Source organism: Acidocella sp., assembly GCF_052326845.1.
In the GTDB taxonomy this organism is placed as follows: Bacteria; Pseudomonadota; Alphaproteobacteria; order Acetobacterales; family Acetobacteraceae; genus Acidocella.
In genome coordinates, this window is the sequence record NZ_JBKQJR010000203.1 from 1 (window position 1) to 22838 (window position 22838).

The 22838-nt window shown below is 62.8% G+C and carries 17 protein-coding genes and 1 pseudogene; 10 read left to right on the forward strand and 8 right to left on the reverse strand.

Features of this window, described 5'->3' with window-relative positions; translation table 11 throughout:
* Together ACLPJJ_RS13540 and ACLPJJ_RS13545 are read left to right on the forward strand one after the other, a co-directional pair.
* A partial coding sequence (locus ACLPJJ_RS13540) for a hypothetical protein (protein WP_443591519.1) occupies positions 1–216 on the forward strand: 216 nt, incomplete at its 5' end.
* Positions 216–1709 carry a basic amino acid/polyamine antiporter gene (locus ACLPJJ_RS13545; RefSeq protein ID WP_443591520.1) on the forward strand — a complete coding sequence of 498 codons (1494 nt, stop codon included), beginning with the start codon at positions 216–218 and terminating at the stop codon, positions 1707–1709. The genes ACLPJJ_RS13540 and ACLPJJ_RS13545, both read left to right, overlap by 1 nt.
* A 146-nt stretch (positions 1710–1855) precedes the next feature.
* On the opposite strand, the gene ACLPJJ_RS13550 is transcribed toward ACLPJJ_RS13545, so the two are convergent.
* On the reverse strand, positions 1856–4144 hold the full coding sequence (locus ACLPJJ_RS13550) for an Orn/Lys/Arg decarboxylase N-terminal domain-containing protein (protein WP_443591521.1): 2289 nt from the start codon (positions 4142–4144) through the stop codon (positions 1856–1858).
* A gap of 134 nt (positions 4145–4278) precedes the next feature.
* Here ACLPJJ_RS13550 and ACLPJJ_RS13555 point away from each other — a divergent pair, with 134 nt between their 5' ends.
* The 4 genes from ACLPJJ_RS13555 to arcC all read left to right on the forward strand — a co-directional run bounded on the left by ACLPJJ_RS13555 (position 4279) and on the right by arcC (position 9826).
* Positions 4279–6597, forward strand: a complete 2319-nt coding sequence (locus ACLPJJ_RS13555; protein ID WP_443591522.1) for an Orn/Lys/Arg decarboxylase N-terminal domain-containing protein — start codon at positions 4279–4281, stop codon at positions 6595–6597.
* A 70-nt stretch (positions 6598–6667) separates the two neighbouring features.
* The gene (locus tag ACLPJJ_RS13560; protein WP_443591523.1) at positions 6668–7903 is read left to right on the forward strand and encodes an arginine deiminase; all 1236 of its coding nucleotides are present in this window, start codon (positions 6668–6670) and stop codon (positions 7901–7903) included.
* Positions 7904–7916: 13 nt separating this feature from the next.
* Complete coding sequence (gene argF / locus ACLPJJ_RS13565; RefSeq protein WP_443591524.1) at positions 7917–8912, forward strand: ornithine carbamoyltransferase; 996 nt, start codon at positions 7917–7919, stop codon at positions 8910–8912.
* Positions 8909–9826, forward strand: a complete 918-nt coding sequence (gene arcC / locus ACLPJJ_RS13570) for a carbamate kinase (protein WP_443591525.1) — start codon at positions 8909–8911, stop codon at positions 9824–9826. The genes argF and arcC overlap by 4 nt, the downstream gene beginning before the upstream one ends.
* A gap of 9 nt (positions 9827–9835) precedes the next feature.
* Here arcC and ACLPJJ_RS13575 read toward each other — a convergent pair whose 3' ends face one another.
* The 3 genes from ACLPJJ_RS13575 to ACLPJJ_RS13585 form a co-directional block, all read right to left on the reverse strand.
* A complete protein-coding gene (locus ACLPJJ_RS13575) occupies positions 9836–10297 on the reverse strand; it encodes a hypothetical protein (RefSeq protein WP_443591526.1) in 462 nt (153 codons plus the stop codon).
* 306 nt (positions 10298–10603) lie between these two features.
* Positions 10604–12199: an isocitrate lyase gene (locus ACLPJJ_RS13580; protein ID WP_443591527.1), complete on the reverse strand. Its 1596-nt coding sequence runs from the start codon at positions 12197–12199 to the stop codon at positions 10604–10606.
* Positions 12200–12397: 198 nt separating this feature from the next.
* On the reverse strand, positions 12398–13171 hold the full coding sequence (locus ACLPJJ_RS13585; protein WP_443591528.1) for an enoyl-CoA hydratase-related protein: 774 nt from the start codon (positions 13169–13171) through the stop codon (positions 12398–12400).
* Positions 13172–13218: 47 nt separating this feature from the next.
* Between ACLPJJ_RS13585 and ACLPJJ_RS13590 the strand changes: the two genes are divergently transcribed.
* The gene (locus tag ACLPJJ_RS13590; RefSeq protein ID WP_443591529.1) at positions 13219–14514 is read left to right on the forward strand and encodes a cation:proton antiporter; all 1296 of its coding nucleotides are present in this window, start codon (positions 13219–13221) and stop codon (positions 14512–14514) included.
* Positions 14515–14531: 17 nt separating this feature from the next.
* On the opposite strand, the pseudogene ACLPJJ_RS13595 reads toward ACLPJJ_RS13590, so the two are convergent.
* The 4 genes and pseudogenes from ACLPJJ_RS13595 to ACLPJJ_RS13610 all read right to left on the reverse strand — a co-directional run.
* A pseudogene (locus ACLPJJ_RS13595) lies at positions 14532–15263 on the reverse strand (SphA family protein); the annotation flags it as partial.
* Between the two features lie 30 nt (positions 15264–15293).
* Positions 15294–15470 (reverse strand): hypothetical protein, encoded by a 177-nt coding sequence (locus tag ACLPJJ_RS13600; RefSeq protein ID WP_443591530.1) that lies wholly within the window; start codon positions 15468–15470, stop codon positions 15294–15296.
* A 454-nt stretch (positions 15471–15924) separates the two neighbouring features.
* Positions 15925–18363, reverse strand: coding sequence for a GcvT family protein (locus ACLPJJ_RS13605; protein ID WP_443591531.1), 2439 nt, complete (start codon positions 18361–18363; stop codon positions 15925–15927).
* Between the two features lie 84 nt (positions 18364–18447).
* Positions 18448–19845, reverse strand: a complete 1398-nt coding sequence (locus tag ACLPJJ_RS13610) for an L-serine ammonia-lyase (RefSeq protein ID WP_443591532.1) — start codon at positions 19843–19845, stop codon at positions 18448–18450.
* A gap of 349 nt (positions 19846–20194) precedes the next feature.
* Here ACLPJJ_RS13610 and ACLPJJ_RS13615 point away from each other — a divergent pair, with 349 nt between their 5' ends.
* The 3 genes from ACLPJJ_RS13615 to ACLPJJ_RS13625 form a co-directional block, all read left to right on the forward strand.
* Positions 20195–20899 (forward strand): response regulator transcription factor, encoded by a 705-nt coding sequence (locus ACLPJJ_RS13615; RefSeq protein WP_443591533.1) that lies wholly within the window; start codon positions 20195–20197, stop codon positions 20897–20899.
* A gap of 386 nt (positions 20900–21285) precedes the next feature.
* Complete coding sequence (locus ACLPJJ_RS13620) at positions 21286–22551, forward strand: type III PLP-dependent enzyme (protein ID WP_443591534.1); 1266 nt, start codon at positions 21286–21288, stop codon at positions 22549–22551.
* Between the two features lie 36 nt (positions 22552–22587).
* Positions 22588–22838: saccharopine dehydrogenase NADP-binding domain-containing protein (locus tag ACLPJJ_RS13625; protein WP_443591535.1), on the forward strand; the 251-nt coding region annotated here is incomplete at its 3' end.

The window sequence follows — 22838 nt, forward strand, 5'->3', positions numbered from 1 at the left end:
CCTCGCCCCCTTCTTCAAGCCGGCCGGGACCAGCTTGTTCTGACGGCGGCGGGTTTCCACCCCGCCCCAGTACCGCGGCTTTGCGCATTTATGCCCGCCGCAAACAAAAATACCGTGTTGACGCAAATCAACGCGAAATCAGCTTTTTCCTGCTTTGCTTGCGCCAGCGGCTGGCCAAACGGCCGCCAATTTAGCGCCATACACGGAGAAATATAATGGACCAAGCCGGTTCCTCCCCCACTCCCCCCTTGCGCCCCAAGGCGACGGACGAAAGCGCCCATCCGGAGACCCGTAAACTCGGCCTGCTGATGCTGACCGGCGTCGTCGTCGGCTCGATGATCGGCGGCGGCTCGTTTAACCTGCCTGCCAACATGTCCGGCGCGGCCGGGCTAGGCGCCATCATCATCGCCTGGGTCGTCACCTTCATCGGCATGTACTTCCTGTCCAATTGCTTCCGTATCCTCTCGGACAAACGGCCGGATCTGAAGGCCGGCATCTACTCCTACGCCCAGGCGGGCTTCGGGCCGTTTGCCGGGTTCCAGATGGCCTGGGGCTATTGGCTCAGCTCGGCTTTCGGCAATGTCGCCTTCGCCGTGCTGATCATGCAGATCCTCGCCTATTTCTTCCCGGTCTTTGGCAACGGGCAGAACTGGCCCTCGATCATCGGCGGCTCCATCCTGATCTGGGTAATGTTCGGTATCGTCATGTCCGGCGTGAAGCGCACCGCGGCGCTGAACGTGCTGGCGAGCATCCTTAACGTCGTCACCATCACCGCGGCGGTGGTGGTGATGGCGTTCTACGCGACCGGCGGCAATTTCAGCTTCGACGTCTGGGGCCACACAGAAGGCCTGGGCAGCGTGTTCGACCAGGTGAAGAGCACGATGCTCGTCACCCTCTGGGTGTTCATCGGCATCGAGGGCGCGGTCGTCATTTCCGACCGCGCGCGCAAGATGTCGCAGGTCGGTCCCGCCACCTTCATCGGACTTGGGGTCTGCACCGTGCTGTACACGCTGCTCTCCGTCGTGCCGTTCGGCATCATGCACCAGAGCAAGCTCTCGGGCCTCGCCAACCCTTCCGCCGCCTACGTGCTGAGCAGCGTGATCGGCAAATGGGGCGCGATCTTCATCAACGTGTCGCTGCTGATCGCGGTGCTGAGCTGCTGGCTGGCCTGGACCATCCTGGTGGCGGAACTGCCGTTCGAGGGCGCGAAGGGCGGCGTGTTCCCGCGCTTCCTGTCGCGCGAGAACAAGGCCCATGCGGCGTCGTCGTCGCTGTGGATTTCCAGCATTGTCATGCAAGTGACATTATTCGTGGTGCTGTTCGCGCATAATGCCTGGCTGTGGCTGATCGATATCACCGGCGTCATGATCCTGCCGCCCTATTTCGCCAGCACGCTGTTTCTGGCTGCTTATGCCAACAACAAGAGCTATGTGGCAACGCATGGGGAGGGCAAGACCAATGCGTTCGTCACCGGCATTCTCGGCTCCATCTACTCGCTGTGGATGCTCTACGCCGCCGGGCCGGAATTCGTGCTGATGTCGACGATTGTGTTCGCGATTGGCGTGCCGGTGTTCATGTGGGCGCAGCGCGAACATCGCCCTGGCCAACCCATGTTCACCCCATATGAGCGCGTGGGCGTGCTGCTGCTCTTCGCGGTCGCGGTGGTGGCGCTGGTGCTGTTCCTGAACGGCACAGTGAAGGTGACCTGACGCGCCAGACAGGCAAAACAAAAGGCCAGGGGCGCCAACCCCTGGCCTTTTTTTGTTGCTATCAAGACCCTTTTAAAAGCCCGCTCTGGCGAGTCAGTCAGCGCGCGTGCTGAATGGCCGCCAGAGTAGAGTTTGCGAAAAGGCTCTCAGAAGCGCATGCCGTAATATTCGCCGTCTTCGGCTTCAATACCGTGCGTGTCATGGCCGAAGCCGGGAAATTTCCGGTCGAAATCACGCAGCGCGGCGAGATAGCACAGCACCGGGCCATTGGCCTCGCCCAGCGCCTCACCCGGCATGAGCAGCGGAATACCCGGCGGATACGGCACAATGGCGGTGGCGGCGATGCCTCCAGCCATCCCATCCAGCGCCGTCCGGCCGCCTTTGCCACGGATCAGTTGGTCATAGGCAGCCGCCGGAATGAGCACTGAGTGAGGCGGAGCGGTATAGGCTTCCTGCAGCAATTGCGGGATCCGCCCAGTCCGCATAGTGGCGAACATGCCATGGGCAAGATCGCGCAGACCAATGCTGCCATACGCGGCAGGATACGCCGCTGCCAGCATCGGCATGATGCGCGCGAGCGGCGTGTTGGCGTCGTAATCGCGCTTGAAGTCGAGTAACGCGTTGACGAGCGAGCCCCATTTCCCCTTGGTGACGCCGATGGAGAACAGGAACAACACGGAAAAATTCGCGGTCTTCTCGACGACGATGCCATGCTCAGCGAGATAGGCGGAGAGCAGCGGCGCCGGAATTCCGTCCGCCGCCATCTCGCCGGTGCTGTCCATCCCCGGCGTCACCACCGTGACCTTGATCGGGTCAAGCATGCAATAACCGGGTTCCAACTCCGGGAAGCCATGCCAAGCCGCCCCCGGTTCCAGCAGCCAGCAAGCCTGCTCCGTAGCGAGCATTTCCGCCGGCGCCTCGGCGAAGGGAATGTCCTTGTCGCCGTCACGCACAGTCTCGGGTTGCCAGACGCCGAAGAACCAATCGCCGCGGGCACGGAAATCCGCCTGCAACCGCGCCATGGTCTGGCGGAAGGAGATTGCCTCCGCAATCGCCTCACCCGTGAGCAACTGCCCGCCGGCGCCATCCATCATCGCGGCGCTGACATCGGTGGACGCGATGATGGCATATTGCGGCGAGGTCGAGGCATGCATCATGAACGCCTCATTGAAGCGCGCATGCTCGACCTTGCAGCGCCCCTCGCGCAGATGGATCATTGAGGCCTGGGAGAGCGCCGCCAGCAGCTTGTGCGTGGATTGAGTGGCAAACACGGTGGGGCCGTCGCGCCGCGCCTGCGCCAGGTCGCCGCGCATGGCGAAGCGATCTTTGTACAGGGGGTTGAAACGGGCATAGGCGAACCAGGCTTCGTCGAACAGGATGCGGTCCACTGACGCGCCCAGCAATTCTTCTGCCTTGGTGGCGTTGATGCAGAGCCCGTCATAGGTCGAGTTGGTGACAATGGCGAGCGCCGGCTTTTCCTTCACCCCGGCGGCGAGCGGTGAATTAGCAATATTCTTAGCAATACTGGCCGCGCTCAGAGACTGAGGCGGGATCGGTCCAATCAACCCGAGGTAATTGCGGTGCGGCATCATGTACACCGGCACCGCGCCGGTCATGCTCAAGCCATGTTCGGCGGATTTGTGGCAGTTGCGATCCGCCAGCACGATCTGCCCGCGCGCAACATTGGCCATCATCACCACGCGGTTGGACGTGGATGTGCCGTTGGTGACGTAATAGGTGCGATCCGCGCCGAACACATGCGCGGCGTAGCGTTCCCCCTCCCCGATCGGCCCGCTATGGTCGAGCAGCGAGCCAAGTTCGCCAACGGAAATCGAGAGATCGGAGCGCAACAGGTTCTCGCCGAAATAGTCGTAAAACATCCGCCCGACCGGCGAGCGCAGAAACGCGGTGCCGCCGGTATGGCCCGGTGTGTGCCATGAATACTCGGCCTCACGCGCGAACTTGACCAGCGCGCCGAACATCGGGGGCAGGAGTTGCACGCGGTAGCGCCGCACCGCGGCGATGACGCGCTCGGCGATGAACTCCATCGTGTCCTGCAACAGCCAGATGAATTCATCCACCTCGCCCATCACCTCAGCAGGGACATGCGCGGCGTCGTTGCGTTCGGCCAGCAGGAAGACCGGCACGCTGGCATTGCGCGCCCGCACCGCGCGCAGCAGATCCGCGGCATGGCGATGCCCGGAATCCCGATGCAGATCCCAATCCAGAATCACCGCCTGCAAATGCGGATCTGAGTCGATCATGACCCGCCCGTCATCCGCCGTTAGTGAGACGATAACCTCCGCATCGTGATGCCGCATATCCTCGATCAACGCGCGAGTGGCGCGGCCGACGGCGCTGTCCTCGTGGGTTTTGTCGCTTACCACGAGCACGCACATACCCAGCGGGACTGTGGCTTGTTTCTGTCCGTCCATAATACTCCTCCATAAAGAGAGAGGGCAGCCTATGCCGGATCTCCCCTGCACTGATTGACATTGATCAATGTCCTCAATGCCAGGCGAGACTACAACCTTACCCAGCAAGCCACCAGCACAATGGGGAAACCACTATGCGCTTCGAGACAATGTTCCGATTCCTCCTCGCTATCGAAGCCGATGGCATGGGCAATACCGAGCGCCGGCATCTGGCGGGGGTGATTGAGGCCATCACGGCGCGCGAGGTGACGATCACCGAGGCCGCGGACCTTGCCGATGCGGAGCAGGCGGTACTTGCGGATGCCGCGATCGGCTGCATGCTGCTGGAATGGGGCGCGAGCGAGGCTTTTGGGGATGTGCGCGACTTCATCCACATGGTGCGCGGGCGCGGGCTGGAGATGCCGATATTCGTATTTTCCCGGCGGCACGTGCTCCAGGAAATCGATGCTGAAACACTGCCGCTGATCTCGGGCTATGTCTTCGCCGGGGAGGACACGCCAGAATTCATCGCCAAAAACCTGGTGAACCATCTCTGCCAATATGCCGAGAGCCTGAAGACGCCGTTCTTCGGCGCAATGGTCGATTACGCCGAGCAGGGTAACCAGCTCTGGACCTGCCCCGGCCATAATGGCGGCGTGTTCTACCGCAAGAGCCCAATCGGCAACGTGTTCGTTGAGCATCTCGGCGAGGCAGTGTTCCGCAACGATCTCGACAATTCCGTGGTCGAACTCGGCGATTTGCTGGTGCATGAGGGGCCCGCGCGGCAGGCGGAGGTCGAGGCGGCAAAAATCTTCGGTGCCGAGCGCACCTATTTCGTGCTCAACGGCACATCAACCTCGAATAAAATCGCGCTTTCCGCCATCGTCGCACCTGGCGATCTTGTGCTGTTCGACCGCAACAACCACAAGGCGGCCGTGCATGGCGCGCTGCTGTTCGGCGGCGGCATCCCCGTCTATCTGGAGACCACGCGCAACGCGCAGGGGCTGATCGGGCCCGTTGCCCCGAATGCGCTGAATGAAAAGAAAATCCGCGCCGCCATACGGCAAAGCCCGCTGGTCACGGACAAATCCCGGGCCGACGCGCCCCGCCCCTTCCGCGCCCTGGTGCTGGAGCAATGCACCTACGACGGCACGATCTACAATGCCGAAATGCTGCTGCGAAAGCTCGGGGCCCTCTGCGAATACATTCTGTTCGACGAAGCCTGGGCAGGGTTCATGAAATTCCACCCGCTTTTCGCCAAGCACTTCGCCATGGGACTGGAGGTGAAAGAGGGTGATCCCGGCATCATCGCCACGCAATCCACGCATAAGCAGCTCGCCGGGTTCTCCCAGGCCAGCCAAATTCACGTGAAGGATTCGCATGTGCAGGGCCGCGCGCGGGTTGAGCCGCGCCGCTTCAACGAACTGTACATGCTGCACTACTCCACCTCGCCATTTTATCCGCTGTTCGCGTCGCTCGATGTCGGTGCGCAGATGATGAAGGGCCGCTCCGGCCAAGTGTTGTGGGAAGATACCGTGCGCATGGGTATCGAGATCCGCAAGAAATTGCGTGGCTTGGCCAAGGGCTTTGCCGCCACCGCGAAAACGCCGGATGATGCTTGGTTCTTCGACCCATTTGTGCCGGACGTGATCGGAGGCATCGCCTGGGAGGATGTGCCCACGGATGAGTTGGCCAGCAACCCGGTGGCCTGGGCGCTGACGCCGGGGGCTTCCTGGCATGGCTTCCCCGGTCTTGTTGACGGCTACGCCATGACTGACCCGAACAAGCTCACCTTGCTTACCCCGGGTTTCGACCGGCAAACCGGTGAATATACCGAGCACGGCGTCCCCGCTCCGGTGCTCGCGGAATTCCTGCGCGAGCGGCGCATCGTGCCTGAGAAAAACGATCTCAACTCCATCCTGTTCCTGCTTACCCCAGGGCTGGAGGCAAGCAAGGCCGGCACGCTGCTCGCAGCACTTACCACCTTCAAGCAATTGCACGACGCCAACGCTCCGCTCACCGAAGTAATCCCCGATTTCGTCCGCCGCTATGGCGCGCGCTACGAGACCACCGGCCTGCGCGATCTTTGCCGCGCTCTGCACGACTTTTACAAAAAGCATGATGCCAGCCGGTTGCAGCACGAATGTTTCGAGGCCGCGCATCTGCCCGAGCAGGTGCTGCTGCCGCGCGAGGCCTGGGAGCAGCTGATGCGCAACAAGGTGGATTACATCCCCATTCTGCAAGCTGAGGGGCGCATCGCCGCCACGCTCGCTCTGGTCTATCCCCCCGGCATCGGACTGATCGTCCCTGGCGAACGTTATAGCGCCGCGGCACGGCCGCTGCTGGAATATTTCCGTCTTGTGGAAGAAGGTTGCAACCTGTTCCCCGGCTTCGAGAACGAAATCCAGGGCGTGTACCGCGAGAAGGACGAGGATGGACGCATCACCCTCTACACCTACGTGCTGGCGGATTGATTCTACGCAAGGCAGCCGCACTGGCCACGCGTTAAATATCGTGTAAACTTAAACCGCACTGGAAAACCCTATGACTATTCAACCAACGGACCCTGGTGTCTATTCCGAGGTTGGCAAGCTGCGCGAAGTTCTGGTGCACCGGCCCGATCTCAGCCTGAGCCGCCTGACCCCGGGAAATTGTCACGAGCTGCTGTTTGATGATGTGATCTGGGTGAAAAAAGCCAGGCAGGAGCATGATGCTTTCGTTGATGCGCTGCACGAACGTGGCGTGGCGGTGATCGAATTCGGCCAGGCGCTGGCGGAAACGCTGACGCATAAGGCAGCGCGGGATTGGCTGCTGGATAAGCGCCTGGGCACGGCGGAGAGCGCCACCGGTCTGGATGCCGAAATGCACGCCTGGCTCGCTGAGATGCCGGCGGAACAGCTCGCCATCTACATGATCGGCGGCATTGCCCGCGCGGAACTACCGTTCCAGCCACATTCGCTGTTCAACATGACCCGCGCGACGCATGAATTCGTACTGCCGCCTCTGCCAAACCAGTTATTCGCGCGCGACACCACGTGCTGGGCCGGCAACGGCGTTTTCATCAACCCGATGCACTGGCCAGCGCGGCAGCTGGAAGCGGTGAATGTCGCCGCCGTGTACACGTTCCACCCGCGCTTCAAGGGCGCGAAATTCCATAAATATTTCAACGCGGCGGAAGAACATGCCGGGGCGATGAGCCTGGAGGGCGGCGATCTTATGCCGGTCGGCAACGGCACTGTGCTGATCGGCATGGGTGAGCGTTCCACACCGCAAGCCGTCTCGCAATATGCCCGCCGGCTGTTTGCACAAGGTGCTGCAACGCGCGTCATTGCGGCGCTGATGCCAAGCGACCGATCCTGCATGCATCTGGACACCGTGTTCTCCTTCTGCGACCGCGATCTGGTCACCATCTACCCCGATGTCGTGCATCGACTGCGCGCGTATTCGCTGTACCCAGGCGATGCCGAGGGAACGTTGCGCATCGTCGACGAGAAAGACAGCTTCCTTGATGTCGTTGCTGGCGCCTTGGGCTTTGCCAAATTTCGCGTGATCGAGACCGGCGGCGATTCCTACGAGGCCGAGCGCGAGCAATGGGATGACGGCAACAACGTGTTCGCGATCGAACCAGGCGTGGTCATGGCCTATGACCGCAATGTCTATACCAACACACTGCTGCGCAAGGCGGGGGTGGAGGTGATCACCATCGAAGGTGCCGAACTGGGGCGCGGGCGCGGCGGCGCGCATTGCATGACCTGCCCGATCCGCCGCGACGCAATCTGAAGGAGACAACACCATGAGCCATCTACGCGGCCGTTCCGTGCTCTCACTGGAGGATTTTACCCAAGGCGAAATCCTGGAATTATTGAAACTCGGCGCCGAGCTGAAAGCCGCCAAGCGCGGCGGCTACGAGGTGCAGCGGCTGAAGGGCAAGACCATTGCCCTGATCTTCGAGAAGGACTCCACGCGCACGCGCAGCGGGTTCGAGGTCGCGGCCTATGACCAGGGCGCGCATGTTACCTATATGGGCCCGGGCGGCTCGCATATCGGCCACAAGGAGAGCGTGAAGGATACCGCCCGCGTGCTTGGGCGCATGTACGACGCCATCGAGTTCCGCGGCTTCGCGCAAACCGATGTGGAGGCGCTGGCACAATATTCCGGCGTGCCGGTGTATAACGGCCTCACGGATGAGGCGCACCCGACCCAGGTATTTGCCGACTTTATGACCATGCCAGAATTCTGCAGCAAAAATCTGAAGGATATAAAATTTGCCTTCCTGGGCGAGGGTCGCGACAACATGACGCTGTCGCTGGCCATGGGGGCGGCCAAGCTTGGCATGCACATGAACATCGGCTCGCCGGAATCGCTCTGGCCGGACCCGGACTATATGGCCCGGCTGCACAGGATCGCGGCGCAAACCGGGGCGCAAATCAACCTGGAGGCCGATCCGAAAAAAGCCGTGGCCGGGGCGGATTTTCTCTACACGGATGTCTGGCTCTCGATGGGCGAGGCTGAAAGCCTCTGGGCGGACCGGATAAAATTGCTGCTACCTTACCAGGTCAACGCCGAGCTGATGGCCGCCACCGGCAATCCGGCGGTAAAATTCATGCATTGCCTGCCCGCTTTCCACAATACGGAAACCAGCGTGGGCAAGGACATAGAAAAACGCTACGGCATTTCCGCCATGGAAGTTACGGATGAGGTGTTCGAATCCGAAGCCTCCATCATCTTCGACCAGGCGGAGAACCGCATGCACTCGATCAAGGCGCTCCTGGTCGCCACCCTGGCATGATGCATATCGTCGCGGCCCTGGGCGGCAATGCGCTGCTGCGCCGGGGCGAAGCCGTGACGCCAGCCGCGCAGCAGAAAAACGTGGCCAGCGCCGCCGGGCAACTGGCGGAACTGGCCAAACAGGGGCATCGCGTTACGCTCACCCACGGCAACGGCCCGCAGGTCGGGCTGCTCGCCTTGCAGGCGGAATCAGGCCCGCCCGGCGCGGCACAGCCGCTCGACAGCCTGGACGCCGAAAGCGAAGGCTGGATCGGCTATCTACTGGAACAGGAACTGGCCAACGCCCTGCCAACGGGGACCGAGATCGCCACGCTGCTGACGCGTATCGAAGTCGGGGCTGACGACCCCGCCTTCAGCAAGCCCTCCAAGCCGATCGGCCAGGTTTATGACGAGGCCACTGCCCAGCGCCTCGCCGCGGAACGCGGCTGGTCCGTGGCGCCGGATGGCAAATATTGGCGCCGTGTCGTGCCCTCGCCCGCGCCATTGCGGCTGCTTAACGCCGCCAGCATCAAGCGGCTGACGGAGGCTGGGGTGTTCGTCATCTGCGCCGGAGGCGGCGGCATCCCCGTGACGCGGGACGCGGCGGGAAAATGGCATGGCGTCGAGGCGGTGATCGACAAAGACTCCGCCGGGGCGCTACTTGCCGAGCAGATCGGCGCGGATCTGTACATCATGCTTACGGATGTGGATGCGGTGTATCTCGATTACGGCACGCCGGCCCAGCGCGCGCTGCGCGAAGCCACGCCGGAGATGCTGCTGGCTCAGGGCTTCGCAGCCGGCAGCATGGGCCCAAAAGTGCAGGCTGCCTGCCGCTTCGTGCAGCACACCGGCCATATGGCTGCCATCGGCCGGTTGGAGGACGCGGTGGCCATCGCCGCTGGTACGGCCGGTACGCTCGTGCGCCCGGCCGGATAACTTGCTGCGTTAGGCCGCCATCACCTCGTCCAGCGCCTTGCTTACGCTGGCGGCCAGTTCCGGATTCTCACCGCAGACAAGGCGCCACACCGGGTGGGCGGCATCGGCCACCGTGAGGTCGATGTAATAATCGTAGAAGCCGCTATCGCGCCGCTCCCCGGCGGCATGGGATTTCAGCGCGGTGAACGGCAGGATGGCGGATTTGAGCTTGCCGTCCTCGCGCACCGCGACAAAGGCGAGGCGCTGCGTCAGGTCCAGGGCCAAGCCAACGCCGTCCTTCAGGAAGCTCTTGTCCTGCTTGAACTGCCGCCCCTGGATCTGGCGCGCCAGCTCGTGCTCCAGCACGTGCAGACCATGCTTGGAGCTGGAGTTCTTAACCCAGCTGGCAAGGCCGGTGTACCACCTGGTCGGCAGCATGAATATGGCAGAAAACACGAAGGTGACGATAAGAAGCGTCCACAGCAAGGTCATTGGGTAAAATCTTTTCCTCGTGAATGGCGCGCCGCAGCCGTTACACCCCCAGCGCCAGTTGACTGCGCTGCCCTTATACCCGGCCCTGCCCCGAGGCAATGTAGGGTGCCCCGCCTGCACGGATGCCGGAGCCCCGCTGGACGCATAGCCCCACCGGAACGAGAGAGGGATCAACGTGGTGAATTGCTCACCGGCCTCAAGGGCGCACAAAAAAACGGCCCGGGGTTTTGCCCCGGGCCGCTTTATTTGCGCTCTTGCGCGCGGCCGCCCAACCAGCCCCACGCGCAAGAGCTTTAGTTACACCGTTTAGGCGGCGAACTGGTTCATCGTGTTGTGCGCGCCGCCAGCCTTCAGCGCGGCTTCACCGGCGAAGTACTCCTTGTGATCGTCACCGATGTCGGAGCCCGACATGTTCTGGTGCTTCACGCAGGCGATGCCCTGACGGATCTCCTTACGCTGCACGCCCATCACGTAGCCCAGCATGCCCATGTCGCCGAAATACTCCTTGGCCAGGTTGTCGGTGGACAGGGCCGCGGTGTGGTAGGTCGGCAGGGTGATGAGGTGATGGAAGATGCCCGCGCGCTTCGCCGCATCGCGCTGGAAGGTGCGGATCTTATCGTCGGCTTCGAGCGCCAGCGCGGAGGCGTCGTAATCAACGCTCATCAGCTTGGCGCGGTCGTACGGGGTGACGTCCTTGCCGGCTTCCTTCCACGCATCGTAGACCTGCTGGCGGAAGTTCAGCGTCCAGTTGAAGGACGGCGAGTTGTTGTAGGTCAGCTTGGCATTCGGCCACACTTCGCGGATGCGGTCCATCATGGACGCGATCTGCTCCACATGCGGTTTCTCGGTCTCGATCCACAGCAGGTCGGCGCCGTTGTTCAGGGCGTTGATGCAGTCGAGCACGCAGCGGTCCGCGCCGGTGCCGGGACGGAACTGGAACAGGTTGGAGGGCAGGCGCTTCGGACGCAGCAGCTTGCCGCCGCGGTTGATGATCACGTCGCCGTTATGCGCGGCGTCGGCCTGCACTTCCTCGCAATCCAGGAAGGAGTTGTACTGGTCGCCAATGTCGCCCGGCTCCTTGGAGTAGGCGATCTGCTTGGTCAGGCCAGCGCCCAGAGAGTCGGTGCGGGCGACGATGACGCCGTCCTCAACGCCCAGCTCCAGGAAGGCATAGCGCAGGGCGCGGATCTTCTGCGCGAAATCCTCGTGCGGCACGGTCACCTTGCCGTCCTGGTGGCCGCACTGCTTCTCGTCGGACACCTGGTTCTCGATCTGCAGCGCGCAGGCGCCGGCTTCGATCATCTTCTTGGCCAGCAGATAGGTCGCCTCGGCATTACCGAAACCGGCGTCGATGTCCGCGATGATGGGCACAACGTGGGTCTCGTAGGTGTCGATCTTGTGCTGGATTTCCTTCTGCTTGGCGGCATCGCCGGCGGCGCGGGCGGCGTCCAGGTCGCGGAACAGGCCGCCGAGCTCACGGGCATCAGCCTGGCGGAGGAAGGTGTAGATCTCTTCGATCAGCGCCGGCACGGAGGTCTTCTCGTGCATGGACTGGTCGGGCAGCGGGCCGAACTCGGAGCGCAGCGCGGCAACCATCCAGCCGGAGAGGTAGATGTAGCGGCGCTTGGTGGTGCCGAAGTGCTTCTTGATGGAGATCATCTTCTGCTGGGCGATGAAGCCGTGCCAGCAACCGAGCGACTGGGTGTAGTTCGCGGGGTCGGCGTCATAGGCCGCCATGTCCTCGCGCATAATCTTGGCGGTGTAGCGGGCGATATCCAGACCGGTGGTGAACCGGTTCTGCAGACGCATGCGCGCCACGTACTCGGGGCTAATGCCGTCCCAGGTGCCGTTCTTGGCCTGGACGAGCTGGGAAACCTGCGAAATATGATCTTGATAGGACATCTTGGTCTTCCGTCGGGTTAAGGGCGCGCTTGTTGCGCTGCAACAAACACATACAAACTCACAGCCCAAATAGGTAGAGAAAATAGCGACAAAAATAGCCCTGAAACTGCAAAAAAACTGTAATTATGTTAAGTATTTTACAAGGCGATGGATGTAAAAGTAAACTATTTTACATCCATCGCCTGTCAAACAGCCGGTTTACGCGCCGCGCCAAACGCCTTTGCGCTTCTCGGAGAAGGCGGCCATGCCTTCCTGTTTATCCTCGGTGGCGCAGAGCCCGTTGAACAGGCGGCGTTCAAAATGGATGCCCATGCTGAGGCTGGTCTCGAAGGCGGCGTTCACCGCCTCCTTGTTGGCGATGGCGGCCAGCGGCGCCATGTCGGCGATCGCCTGGGCCTGCTTCAGCGCCTCGTCCAGCAGTTGGTCCGCCGGCACAACCTGGGCCACCAGGGAAGCGCGCTCGGCCTCGGCGGCATCCATGAAGCGCCCGGTCAGGCACATCTGCATGGCCTTGGCCTTGCCCACGGCGCGGGTTAAGCGCTGGCTGCCGCCCATGCCGGGCAGCACGCCGAGCCTCACCTCCGGCTGGCCGAATTTCGCCGTGTCGGCGGCGATAATGTAATCCGCCATCATCGCCAGCTCGCAGCCGCCGCCCAGCGCGAAGCCGGCCACCGCCGCGATCCAGGGCTTGCGGGTGGCGGTCACACGCTCGAATCCGGAGAAGAAATTCTGTCCGTACATTTCGGAGAAGCCCTTGGGCTGCATCTCCTTGATGTCGGCCCCGGCGGCGAAGGCCTTCTCGCTGCCGGTGAGCACCAGGCAGCGCTGGCCCGGATCGGCCTCATAGGCGGCGAAGGCGGCGATCAGGTCCATCTGTACCTGGGAGTTCACGGCGTTGAGTGCCTGCGGCCGGTTGAGGCGGACCAGGGTGACGGGGCCGTGGGTTTCGACGAGAAGCGTTTCATATGCCATGGAAATCTCCGGTTTCGTTATCGGTGGCGCGCCCCTTGTAGCACGGCTTGGCTGATTGCCACCTGCCCCCGCATTGGCAGCACCGGACCGGGCTTCACAGCCCGGCGGCACTACGGCACAACTCGGGCACCATGGACGCCCTCATCACCAGCACACTCGGCCTGCTCCTCGCCGCCATCGCCGTGGCGCTGGTCGCGCGGCGCCTCCATTTGCCCTACACGGTGGGACTCGTTCTCGCCGGGGCCGCACTGGCCATGGCGCGGGTGAATACCGGCATCACCCTGACCCATGAGATCATTTTCAGCCTCATCCTGCCGCCTCTGCTGTTCGAGGCCGCGATCAACATCCATTGGCGCGAGTTGCGGCGGGACGCGCTGCTCTTGCTCGTGCTGTCCGTCGCCGGCACGCTCATCGCCGCCACCGTCGTGAGCGCGGGCGTGGTGTGGACGCTGGGCTGGCCCCTGCAAGCGGCGGCGCTGTTCGGCGCGCTGATCGCCGCCACCGACCCGATCGCGGTGATCGCCATGTTCAAGGACAATAACGTCAGCGGACGGCTGCGCCTGCTGGTGGAGGCCGAGAGCCTGTTCAACGATGGCGTGGCCGCGGTGCTGTTCACGCTGGTCCTGGCCTGGGTACAGGCGGGCGGCGGGGCGCCGCAAAGCCTGCCCAGCATGGCGCTGGACCTGGGTTGGACCGTGGCGGGGGGCATCGTCATCGGCCTGGGCACGGCGGCTATCGTGCTCGGTCTGGTTGGACGAACCTCGGACCATCTGGTGGAGAGCACGCTGACCACCGTCGCCGCCTATGGCTCGTTCCTGGCCGCGCAGCACCTCGGCTGCTCCGGCGTGCTGGCCACGGTCACGGCCGGGCTGGTGATCGGCAATCTCGGCATATTGTCCGAGCCGGAGAAAAGCCTGATCACCCCGTATGGCCGCAGGTTCATGCTGGGGCTTTGGGAGTTCATCGCCTTTATCGCCAACTCGCTGGTGTTCCTCCTGATCGGGCTGGAGGTGGGCGGCATGCGCCTCACCCAGCCAGCGGAGATCGCGCTGCTGGCTGTCGTCGCCCTGGTGACACTGAGCCGGGCGCTCACCGTGTATCCGCTCTGCCTCTGCTTCGCCCGCACGCGCTGGGCGGTGCCCGCCGCCATGCAGCACGTGCTGTGGTGGGGGGGCTTACGCGGCGCGCTCGGGCTGGCTCTCGCGCTCTCCTTGCCCGCAACGCTCGCCTACCGGAACGACATCCTCACCGCCACCTTCGCGGTGGTGATCTTCTCGGTGGTCGGCCAGGGGCTGACCATGCCGCCGCTGCTGCGCGGGCTGGGGTTCATCCCGCGCAGATAGCCCGAGGCCCGTGACGCCTAGAACGCCGTGGTCAGGCGGATGTTGAAGAAGTCACCGGCGACATCGCTCGACGTGGCGAAGTGGTGGTTCCAGATCGCGGTGACATCAACACCGTTGTGCAACTGGTAGCCGACGATCGGGCCGATACCGTAATTATGCGTGATGGAACCGGACACGGGCTGCCCGTTAAACGTATCTTTTGTGAACTGGTCTTCCTGCTCGGCGCCAACACCCATCGTCCATGCGCCGATGGTCTTGGCGACAGTGTAATCGGCCGCAAATTCCGGCGCGGATCGGTAATTATAGTTGGTGGTCGTCGTGGAACCCACGGGGAACTCGTAATGCGTGCCAACGCTGACATTCCAGCCATTATATAGCCAGCTGAAGCCCAGATCCGGCTGGATGGTTGAGTAGCCATTACCCGACGGCACGCCGCCATCGCTCAGCTTGCCGTCCACAAGATCGGCTGGGGTGTTTGTGGCGTCATTCAGATAAACGCCGAAGCCGGTACGGACGAAAAAATGCTCCGGCAGGGACCAAGATAGTGTGACCGGCAACAAAACGGTATTGTAGATGCCGAGATTACCGCCACCGCCACGGGTATTATTCTGGAGCGGCTGGTAGGTGTTATAATCAAAAGGCTGGGTAATGGCAGCCCCGTAAGTGGCACCCAAAATCTTGATGCCCGGAACCCAGAGAACAATGGGCACTTCGACCAGCACATTCATATGCGTACCGGGGACCTTGTCGCCGGCGGCGTTAAAATAGCTGTAAGCCGCCTAGTAGTTGTCGAGTTCACCATACACGCCCGGCGGTGGCAGCGCACCGGCGGGCAGGCCTTCAAACACGCCACGCAGATACGGGTCCCACAGCTCCTCGGCCTTAGCGGCGGTAATCATGGAGCCAGCCATGACCAGCGCCAAGGTGCTTGTCAGCAGCTTCAGCTTGATCGACAACTTCCTCTCTCCGTTTTTATTTTGCGGCACACGACCCGGACGAGCCGCGAACCGATCTTGTAACGTTCCGTTTTGGTACACCGTTATTAAAGCGTGGTGCTATTCGACTGAACAGGTAACAGCGTTCTGACTTTTCAACCAAGGACGCCTTGGCTTGGCGGCATGCGTCCTCTCCGAAAACTCAAAGCTCACAGCTTGATTTATTTAATCTTGAACGATGGGCTCCTCATAGTTTCCTGTTATCATCGACGACGGGGAATCGCTCCGTCAAGACGACTTTCTTAAAGGGAGCGTCCATGCGTCGAGTGGCAAGGCAAGCCTCAACCACACCACGAAATTCCAAAACTCAAAGGGCAAGTCCGGCACGCATTTGAGATTCAACACCTGCCTGGACAAGGCATCTAATTTCCGGCGATGGAGGCGGCGCCGGGTTGTCCAGCGCCGCTCCTGTGGCCTACGCTTTTATGCGCTCCATCTTTGCATCATAGAGCGGTGCGAGATGCACGCGGGCGGGCACGCGCTCACCCGCGACTTCCAGCTCGTAGGAGCCGGAGAGCACGAAATCCTCGTCCACCCCCGCGGCATTGCGGACATAGCCCATGCCGATCGGCTTGCCGATGGTATGGCCAAAGCCGCCGCTCGCCAGCCAGCCCACGCGCTCGCCATTGCGGTAGATGGTCTCGCGGCCGAGCAGGATCACCTCCGGGTCGTCCACGGTGAAGGTGGCGAGCATCTTCTTCAGCTTCTGGTCGCGCTGCTCCACCAGCGCCCCGCGGCCGAGGAAGGCTGTGCCCTTCTTGAGCTTCACCGCCCAGCCGAGCCCGGCTTCCAGCGGCGTGTAGTCCGGCCCGATATCGCCGCCCCAGGCGCGATAGCCCTTCTCCAGGCGCAATGTCTCGATGGCGCGGTACCCGGCATTGGCGATGCCGAACTCCTCGCCCGCCGCCATCAGCGCCTCGTACACCGTGCTGGCGAATTCCACGGGGATATGCAGCTCCCAGCCCAGCTCACCCACATACGTCACGCGCAGCGCCAGCACCGGCGCACCCGCAATGCAGAGCTTGCGGCATTGGCCGAAGGGGAAGCCCGCATTGGAGACGTCATCGCTCGTCAGCTTCTCCAGCACGCGCCGCGCGTCGGGCCCCATCAGGCTGAACACGGCGTTGGCCGAGGTGATGTCGATGAGATACGCATCCAGATCGCCGGGGATGTTGCGCTTGATCCAGTCGAAATCATGCGTGGCGAAACCGGTGCCCGTGACGATGTAATATTCCGTCTCGGAGAGCCGGGCCACCGTGAGGTCACATTCAATGCCGCCGCGCGCGTTGAGCATCTGCGTGTAGATCAGGCTGCCGGGCTTCTTCGCCACATCATTGGCGCAGATCCAGGAGAGTGCTGCCTCGGCATCGCGCCCGACCAGCATGAACTTGGCGAAGGAGGTCTGGTCGATCACCCCCACAGCCTCGCGGATGGCCTTGTGCTCGCGCGCCACGGCGCTGAACCAGTTGGGGCGCTTGTAGGTGTACTGGTCCTCTGCCACCTCGCCCGGGGCAGCGAACCAGTTCGGGCGCTCCCAGCCCAGCTTCTCGCCAAACACGGCGCCCTGCACCTTCAGCGTGGCGTAGAGCGGCGAACGGCGCAGCGGGCGGCCGGTGGTGAATTCCTCGGAGGGATAGGCGATGGTGTAGTGCCGGGCATAGGCCTGCAGCGTGCGGGCGCGCACCCATTCCACATCCTGGTGGTTGCGGCCGAAGCGGCGGATATCCACCGGCCACAGATCATAAGGCGGCTCGCCACCCGCAACCCATTCCGCCAGCACCTTGCCCGCGCCGCCACCCGCGGCGATGCCAAAGGCGTTGAACCCGGCGCCGACGAAGAAGCCCGCCAGTTCCGGCGCCTCGCCCAGGATGAAATTGCCATCCGGGGTGAAGCTTTCCGGGCCGTTGATGAGCTGCTTGATGCCAGCCGTTTGCAGCGCCGGCACGCGGCCCATCGCCAGTTCCATGAGCGGCGTGAAATGGTCGAAGTTCGAACCCAGCAGCTGGAACTCGAAATTCTTCGGAAAGCCCTTCTGCGCCCAGGGGATCGGGTTCGGCTCATAGCCACCCATTACCAACCCGCCGACTTCCTCCTTGTAGTAGGTCAGACGGTCAGGGTCGCGCAGGGTCGGCAGGCCTGGGGTCACGCCCTCGATCCGCTCCGTCACCATGTACTGGTGTTCGACCGAGACCAGCGGCACGTTCACCCCGGCCATCCTGCCGACCTCGCGTGCCCATTGCCCGGCGCAGTTCACCGCCACCTCGCAGGCGATCCGCCCCTGGTCGGTGAGCACCGCGACGACGCGGCCCTTTTCGATCTCGAAGCCGGTGACTTCAACATTCTCGAAGATCTTCGCCCCGGCCATGCGCGCGCCCTTGGCCAACGAGGCGGTGATGTCGCTCGGGTTGGCCTGACCGTCGGTCGGCAGGAAGGCGGCGCCGATCACATCATGCACATCCATCAGCGGCCAGAGCTTCTGCGCCTCCGAGGGAGTGAGCAGGTGCATCTCCAGCCCGAAGCTGCGCGCCGTGGTGGCTTGGCGCTTGACCTCGATCCAGCGTTCCTCGTTGCAGGCCAGGCGCAGCCCGCCATTCATCTTCCAGCCGGTGGCGAGACCCGTCTCAGCCTCCAGCGTGCGGTAGAGCTTCACCGATTCGCCCAAAAGCTGGGTGATGTTGGCGCTGGTGCGCAACTGCCCGACCAGCCCTGCGGCGTGCCAGGTGCTGCCGGAGGTAAGCTTGTGGCGCTCCAACAGCACCACCTCCCAACCCAGCTTGGCCAGATGATAGGCCGTGGAACAGCCAATGATGCCGCCGCCAATGATGACCGCGCGCGCCTGTGTTGGAAAATTCATGCCCTATCCCCTGACCTGATATCTTATTTCGTTCCTGCCGTTACGGCGGCGGCAAGTCAACACAAAACCACAGAAAACCACAAATCAACAAATCGCCACATTGGCGGCCAGCCCGCCAAGGCTCGTCTCTTTGTACTTGCTCTGCATATCGAGGCCCGTCTGGCGCATGGTCTCGATCACCGCGTCGAGCGAGACGATGTGCGTGCCATCGCCGTGCAGCGCCAGCGAAGCGGCGGCGATGGCCTTGATCGCGCCGAAGGCGTTACGCTCGATGCAGGGCACCTGGACGAGGCCGCCAATGGGGTCGCAGGTCATGCCCAGGTGATGCTCCATGGCGATCTCGGCCGCGTTCTCGATCTGCGCATTGCTTCCGCCCATCGCCGCGCACAGCCCGGCGGCGGCCATGGCCGAGGCGGAGCCAACCTCGCCCTGGCAGCCCACCTCGGCCCCGGAGATGGAGGCGTTGCGCTTGATCAGCCCGCCAATGGCGGCGGCGGTGAGGAAGAATTGCCGCATCCCCGCCTCATCCGCGGTTTCGCAGAAATCCCGGTAGTAGCGCAGCACGGCGGGTATCACTCCGGCGGCGCCGTTGGTGGGTGCCGTCACCACGCGCCCGCCGGCGGCATTCTCCTCGTTAACCGCCATGGCGAAGGCCGAAACGTAATCGAGATGCGTGTGCGGGATGAACTCATTCTGCTGCGCCCGGCTCTGCAACCCGGAGAAGATATGATGCGCCCGGCGCTTCACATGCAGCCCGCCCCCAAGCTCCCCCTGCTGTGTCAGGCCACGCTCGATGCAGGCGAACATCGCCTCCGCCACCTTACCAATATAGCCAAGCACTTCCGCCTTCGGGTGCCGCGCGCACTCATTCGCCAAGGCCAGCTCGGCGATGCTCAAGCCCGCCTCTTTTGCCGCTTGCAGCATTTGCGCGGCGGTATCGTACGGATGCGGCACCGGAATTTCAGCCGCTGGTTCGTCCTCCTCCCCTTCGCGCACCACGAAGCCGCCGCCGATGGAAAACCAGAGCTGGGACGCAAGCTCCGCTCCAGCAGCATCGTAGGCGGTGAAGCGCATTGCGTTGGTGTGGCGCTCGAACTGCGTCTGCCGGTCGAACAGCACGTCCCTCGCCGGATCGAACTCGATCTCGCGCCCGCCCTGCAGGCGCAAGCGGTGGGAGGTGACAATGCTGGTAAAGAGCTCCCCCGCCTCGTCGGGGCTGATCTCATCCGGACGGCAGCCGGCCAGGCCCAGGATCATCGCTTTGTCGGTGGCGTGGCCCTTGCCCGTCCAGGCCAGGGAGCCATAGGCGGTGGCGGTGAGGCGAACCACACCGGCCTCACGCCCTGCCAAGGCGCACAGAAAAGCATTGGCAGCGCGCATCGGGCCGACGGTGTGCGAGGAGGACGGCCCCAAGCCGATCCTGAACAAGTCAAGCAGGGAGATGGACGAGGCCGAGGCCGTCTGCCGGATTCCGGACTGCATGGACACTCCTTCCGCCACTGGTTTTTGCGCGGCGGCTTTTGCCGCGAGGGTATTGCAAAACCCCATACAACACCACCGGAGACACCCACAGACTCCGCCAATTCAAGAGAATCGCCGTGACCTTCCTCCCAAACCCAGCCCGGAGCCGCTCTGTCCACGGCAATCGCAGCACGTTCCACAACCTCGGCAAGTACGTTTTTGTTTCTACAATCTTAATATTTACACTTTAAACGGGAAGTTTAAACAAAATTATTGACTAGTTCTTGCTATAGTTGTATTTTTGCTTAAATCCCGCGGGGCGAAAATGAAAATCCTTTCTTTTGAGACTATATCTAATAAAAAAGATCTTTTGACGGCTTTTCTGCGTTCGCGTCTGGCTATCGTCGACGAGACGAACGATGCCGAGGAAGCCCTCGATCTGGTGAAGTTCTACGATTACGACGCGGTGCTGCTGCGCCTGTCGGAAGACCGGCTGGGCGACCTGGAGATCATCCGCAAGCTGCGCATGGCCCGCGTCCGCGCGCCGATCGTGGCGGTGGCACGCACGATGAACGAGGCGGCGCGGCTGCGCGTGCTGCAGGCCGGGACGGACGACCTGATCGTGGACGCCCTCTCACACGAAGAAATTTTCATGAAGGTGCAGAACCTGATCCGCCGCTCGCGCGGCTTCCAGGAAAATGCGCTGCGCATCGGCTCGGTCGAGATCAACATGAACGCGAAGAAAATCTACGCGAAGGGCCGGCCGGTGACACTCACCAAGAAGGAATACCAGATCGCCGAGATCCTGGCGCTGCGCAAAGGCGTGGTGCTGAGCAAGGAGGCGATTCTCGACCATCTTTATGGCGGGCTGGACGAGCCGAACCCGAAGATCATCGACGTGTTCATCTGCAAGATCCGCAAAAAACTGCAGGCGCTCGGTGTGGATGATTTCATCGAGACGAACTGGGGCCGCGGCTACATGGTCATCGACCAGCGGCAGGATGCCAGCCCGGCGGAGAGCCCTCAGCACAGCTATTCCCCGGCGCCGGCCCCTCAGACCAGGGCCATCGCCTAAAGCACGAACGACATACGATTTGTCAGACTAGTCATGCATATATAACATAACAAAACACGATCCGTTTGCCGTAATCCGCACTCCGCTTTGTCCCCAAAGGGGAGAGCAAAGATGCATCGCACGTGCCGCGAACCCGGTTAGCCGGGTACAGCAACGACGAGACGCATCCTGGTTAGGTCGTAACCGGTTCGCGAGAACTGGGATCAATTAGGAGACGCTTGATGTTGCTACCCAGATTGCTGGAGCGGAACATAACGATGCGAAGTCCGCGCATCATCGCCTGACCACGCCGCGCCGCTATTGAAGCGGGCGCCGTGACTTACCTTGTTTTCGAACAATAGGCCGGGACCATTGCGCCCGGTGGCATTTTGCGAGGATTCCACAAAATGAGCCTGATTCAGAACCGCCCGCCTGTCGGGCCGCTGCACCGTCACATCACCCTGCGCCCGGAGGCGCAGACACTGCCGGATGTCGCCAGCTTGGTGAAAACCCTGCGGCCGGAAGAGCCCCTGCACTGCATCCGCCCGGCGGTGATCACCGCCGCCGCGCAGGCCTTCACCGCCTCGTTCAACGGCGACGTGCTCTACGCCGTGAAGTGCAACCCCGAACCCGCGGTGCTGCGCGCGCTGTGGGAAGGCGGGGTGCGGCATTTCGACTGCGCCTCCATCTCCGAGGTGACGCTGGTGCGCCGCCTATTCCCTGGCGCTGACATCCATTTCATGCACCCGGTGAAATCCCGCAGCGCCATCCGCGAGGCGTGGATCGTCAACGGCGTCCGCGACTTCGTGCTCGATTCCGCCGACGAACTGCGCAAGATCCTGGAAGAGACCGGCACGCCGGAAGCCGCGCGCATCGGTGTGCGCCCCGGGCTGTTCGTGCGCCTGGCGCTGCCCGAGACTGGCGCCGCGATCAATCTCTCCAAGAAGTTCGGCGCCGATTTCGCAACCGCCGTGAACCTGCTGCGCGCCGCCCGGCCGCATGCCGGCAAGCTCGGCGTGGCGTTCCACGTCGGCTCGCAATGCACCGACCCGCTGGCCTGGCGCGACGCCCTGGCGCTGGCTGGCGAGGTGATCCGCGCTTCCGGCGTGCGCGTCGAGGTCATCGATGTCGGCGGGGGTTTCCCCGCGGCCTACCCGGATATCGACCCGCCGCCGCTCGGCGCCTTCATGGCCGAGATCGACGCCGCGTTCGACCGGCTGAACCTGCCCGGCGTTAAGCTCTGGGCCGAGCCCGGCCGTGCGCTGGTCGCGGGCGGCAGCTCCGTGGTGGTGCAGGTCCAGCTGCGCAAGGGCAACATGCTCTATATCAACGACGGTGTTTACGGCGCCCTTGCCGATGCCGGCGCACTGAAATTCCGCTTCCCCACCCGGCTGCTGCGCCGGGGCGCTACTCTGGGCGCGCCGGATGCGCCGTTCGGCTTCTTCGGCCCGAGCTGCGATTCGCTGGACGTGATGCACGGCCCGTTCATCCTGCCCGATGACGTGGCCGAGGGCGACTGGATCGAGATCGGCCAGCTTGGCGCCTACGGCACCTGCCTGCGCACGGCGTTCAATGGGTTCGACCGGGCGGCGTTGGTGGAAGTCTCCGACCGCGCTATGCTGGAGACAGCCGGCTACGAACCGGCCGACGCCAACGCCGAACACGCCGCCTAGAGTCTCAACACTTTTTATCTTGGGAGTTCTGCCACGATGCCACACGACATCGCGACTAAGCACGTATGTTTTTCGGGCCGCCTGCTGATCCTGGGCTTCGGCAGCATCGGCCAGGGCGTGCTTCCCCTGCTGCTTCGCCATATCGACATGCCGAAGGAGAACATCTCCATCCTCACGGCCGATGCGCGCGGCAACAAGGTGGCGGCGGAACTCGACGTGCCTGAAGAGATCCTGCCCCTCACCACGGAGAATTACCGCGAAGTACTCAGCGCCCGCCTCGGCGCCGG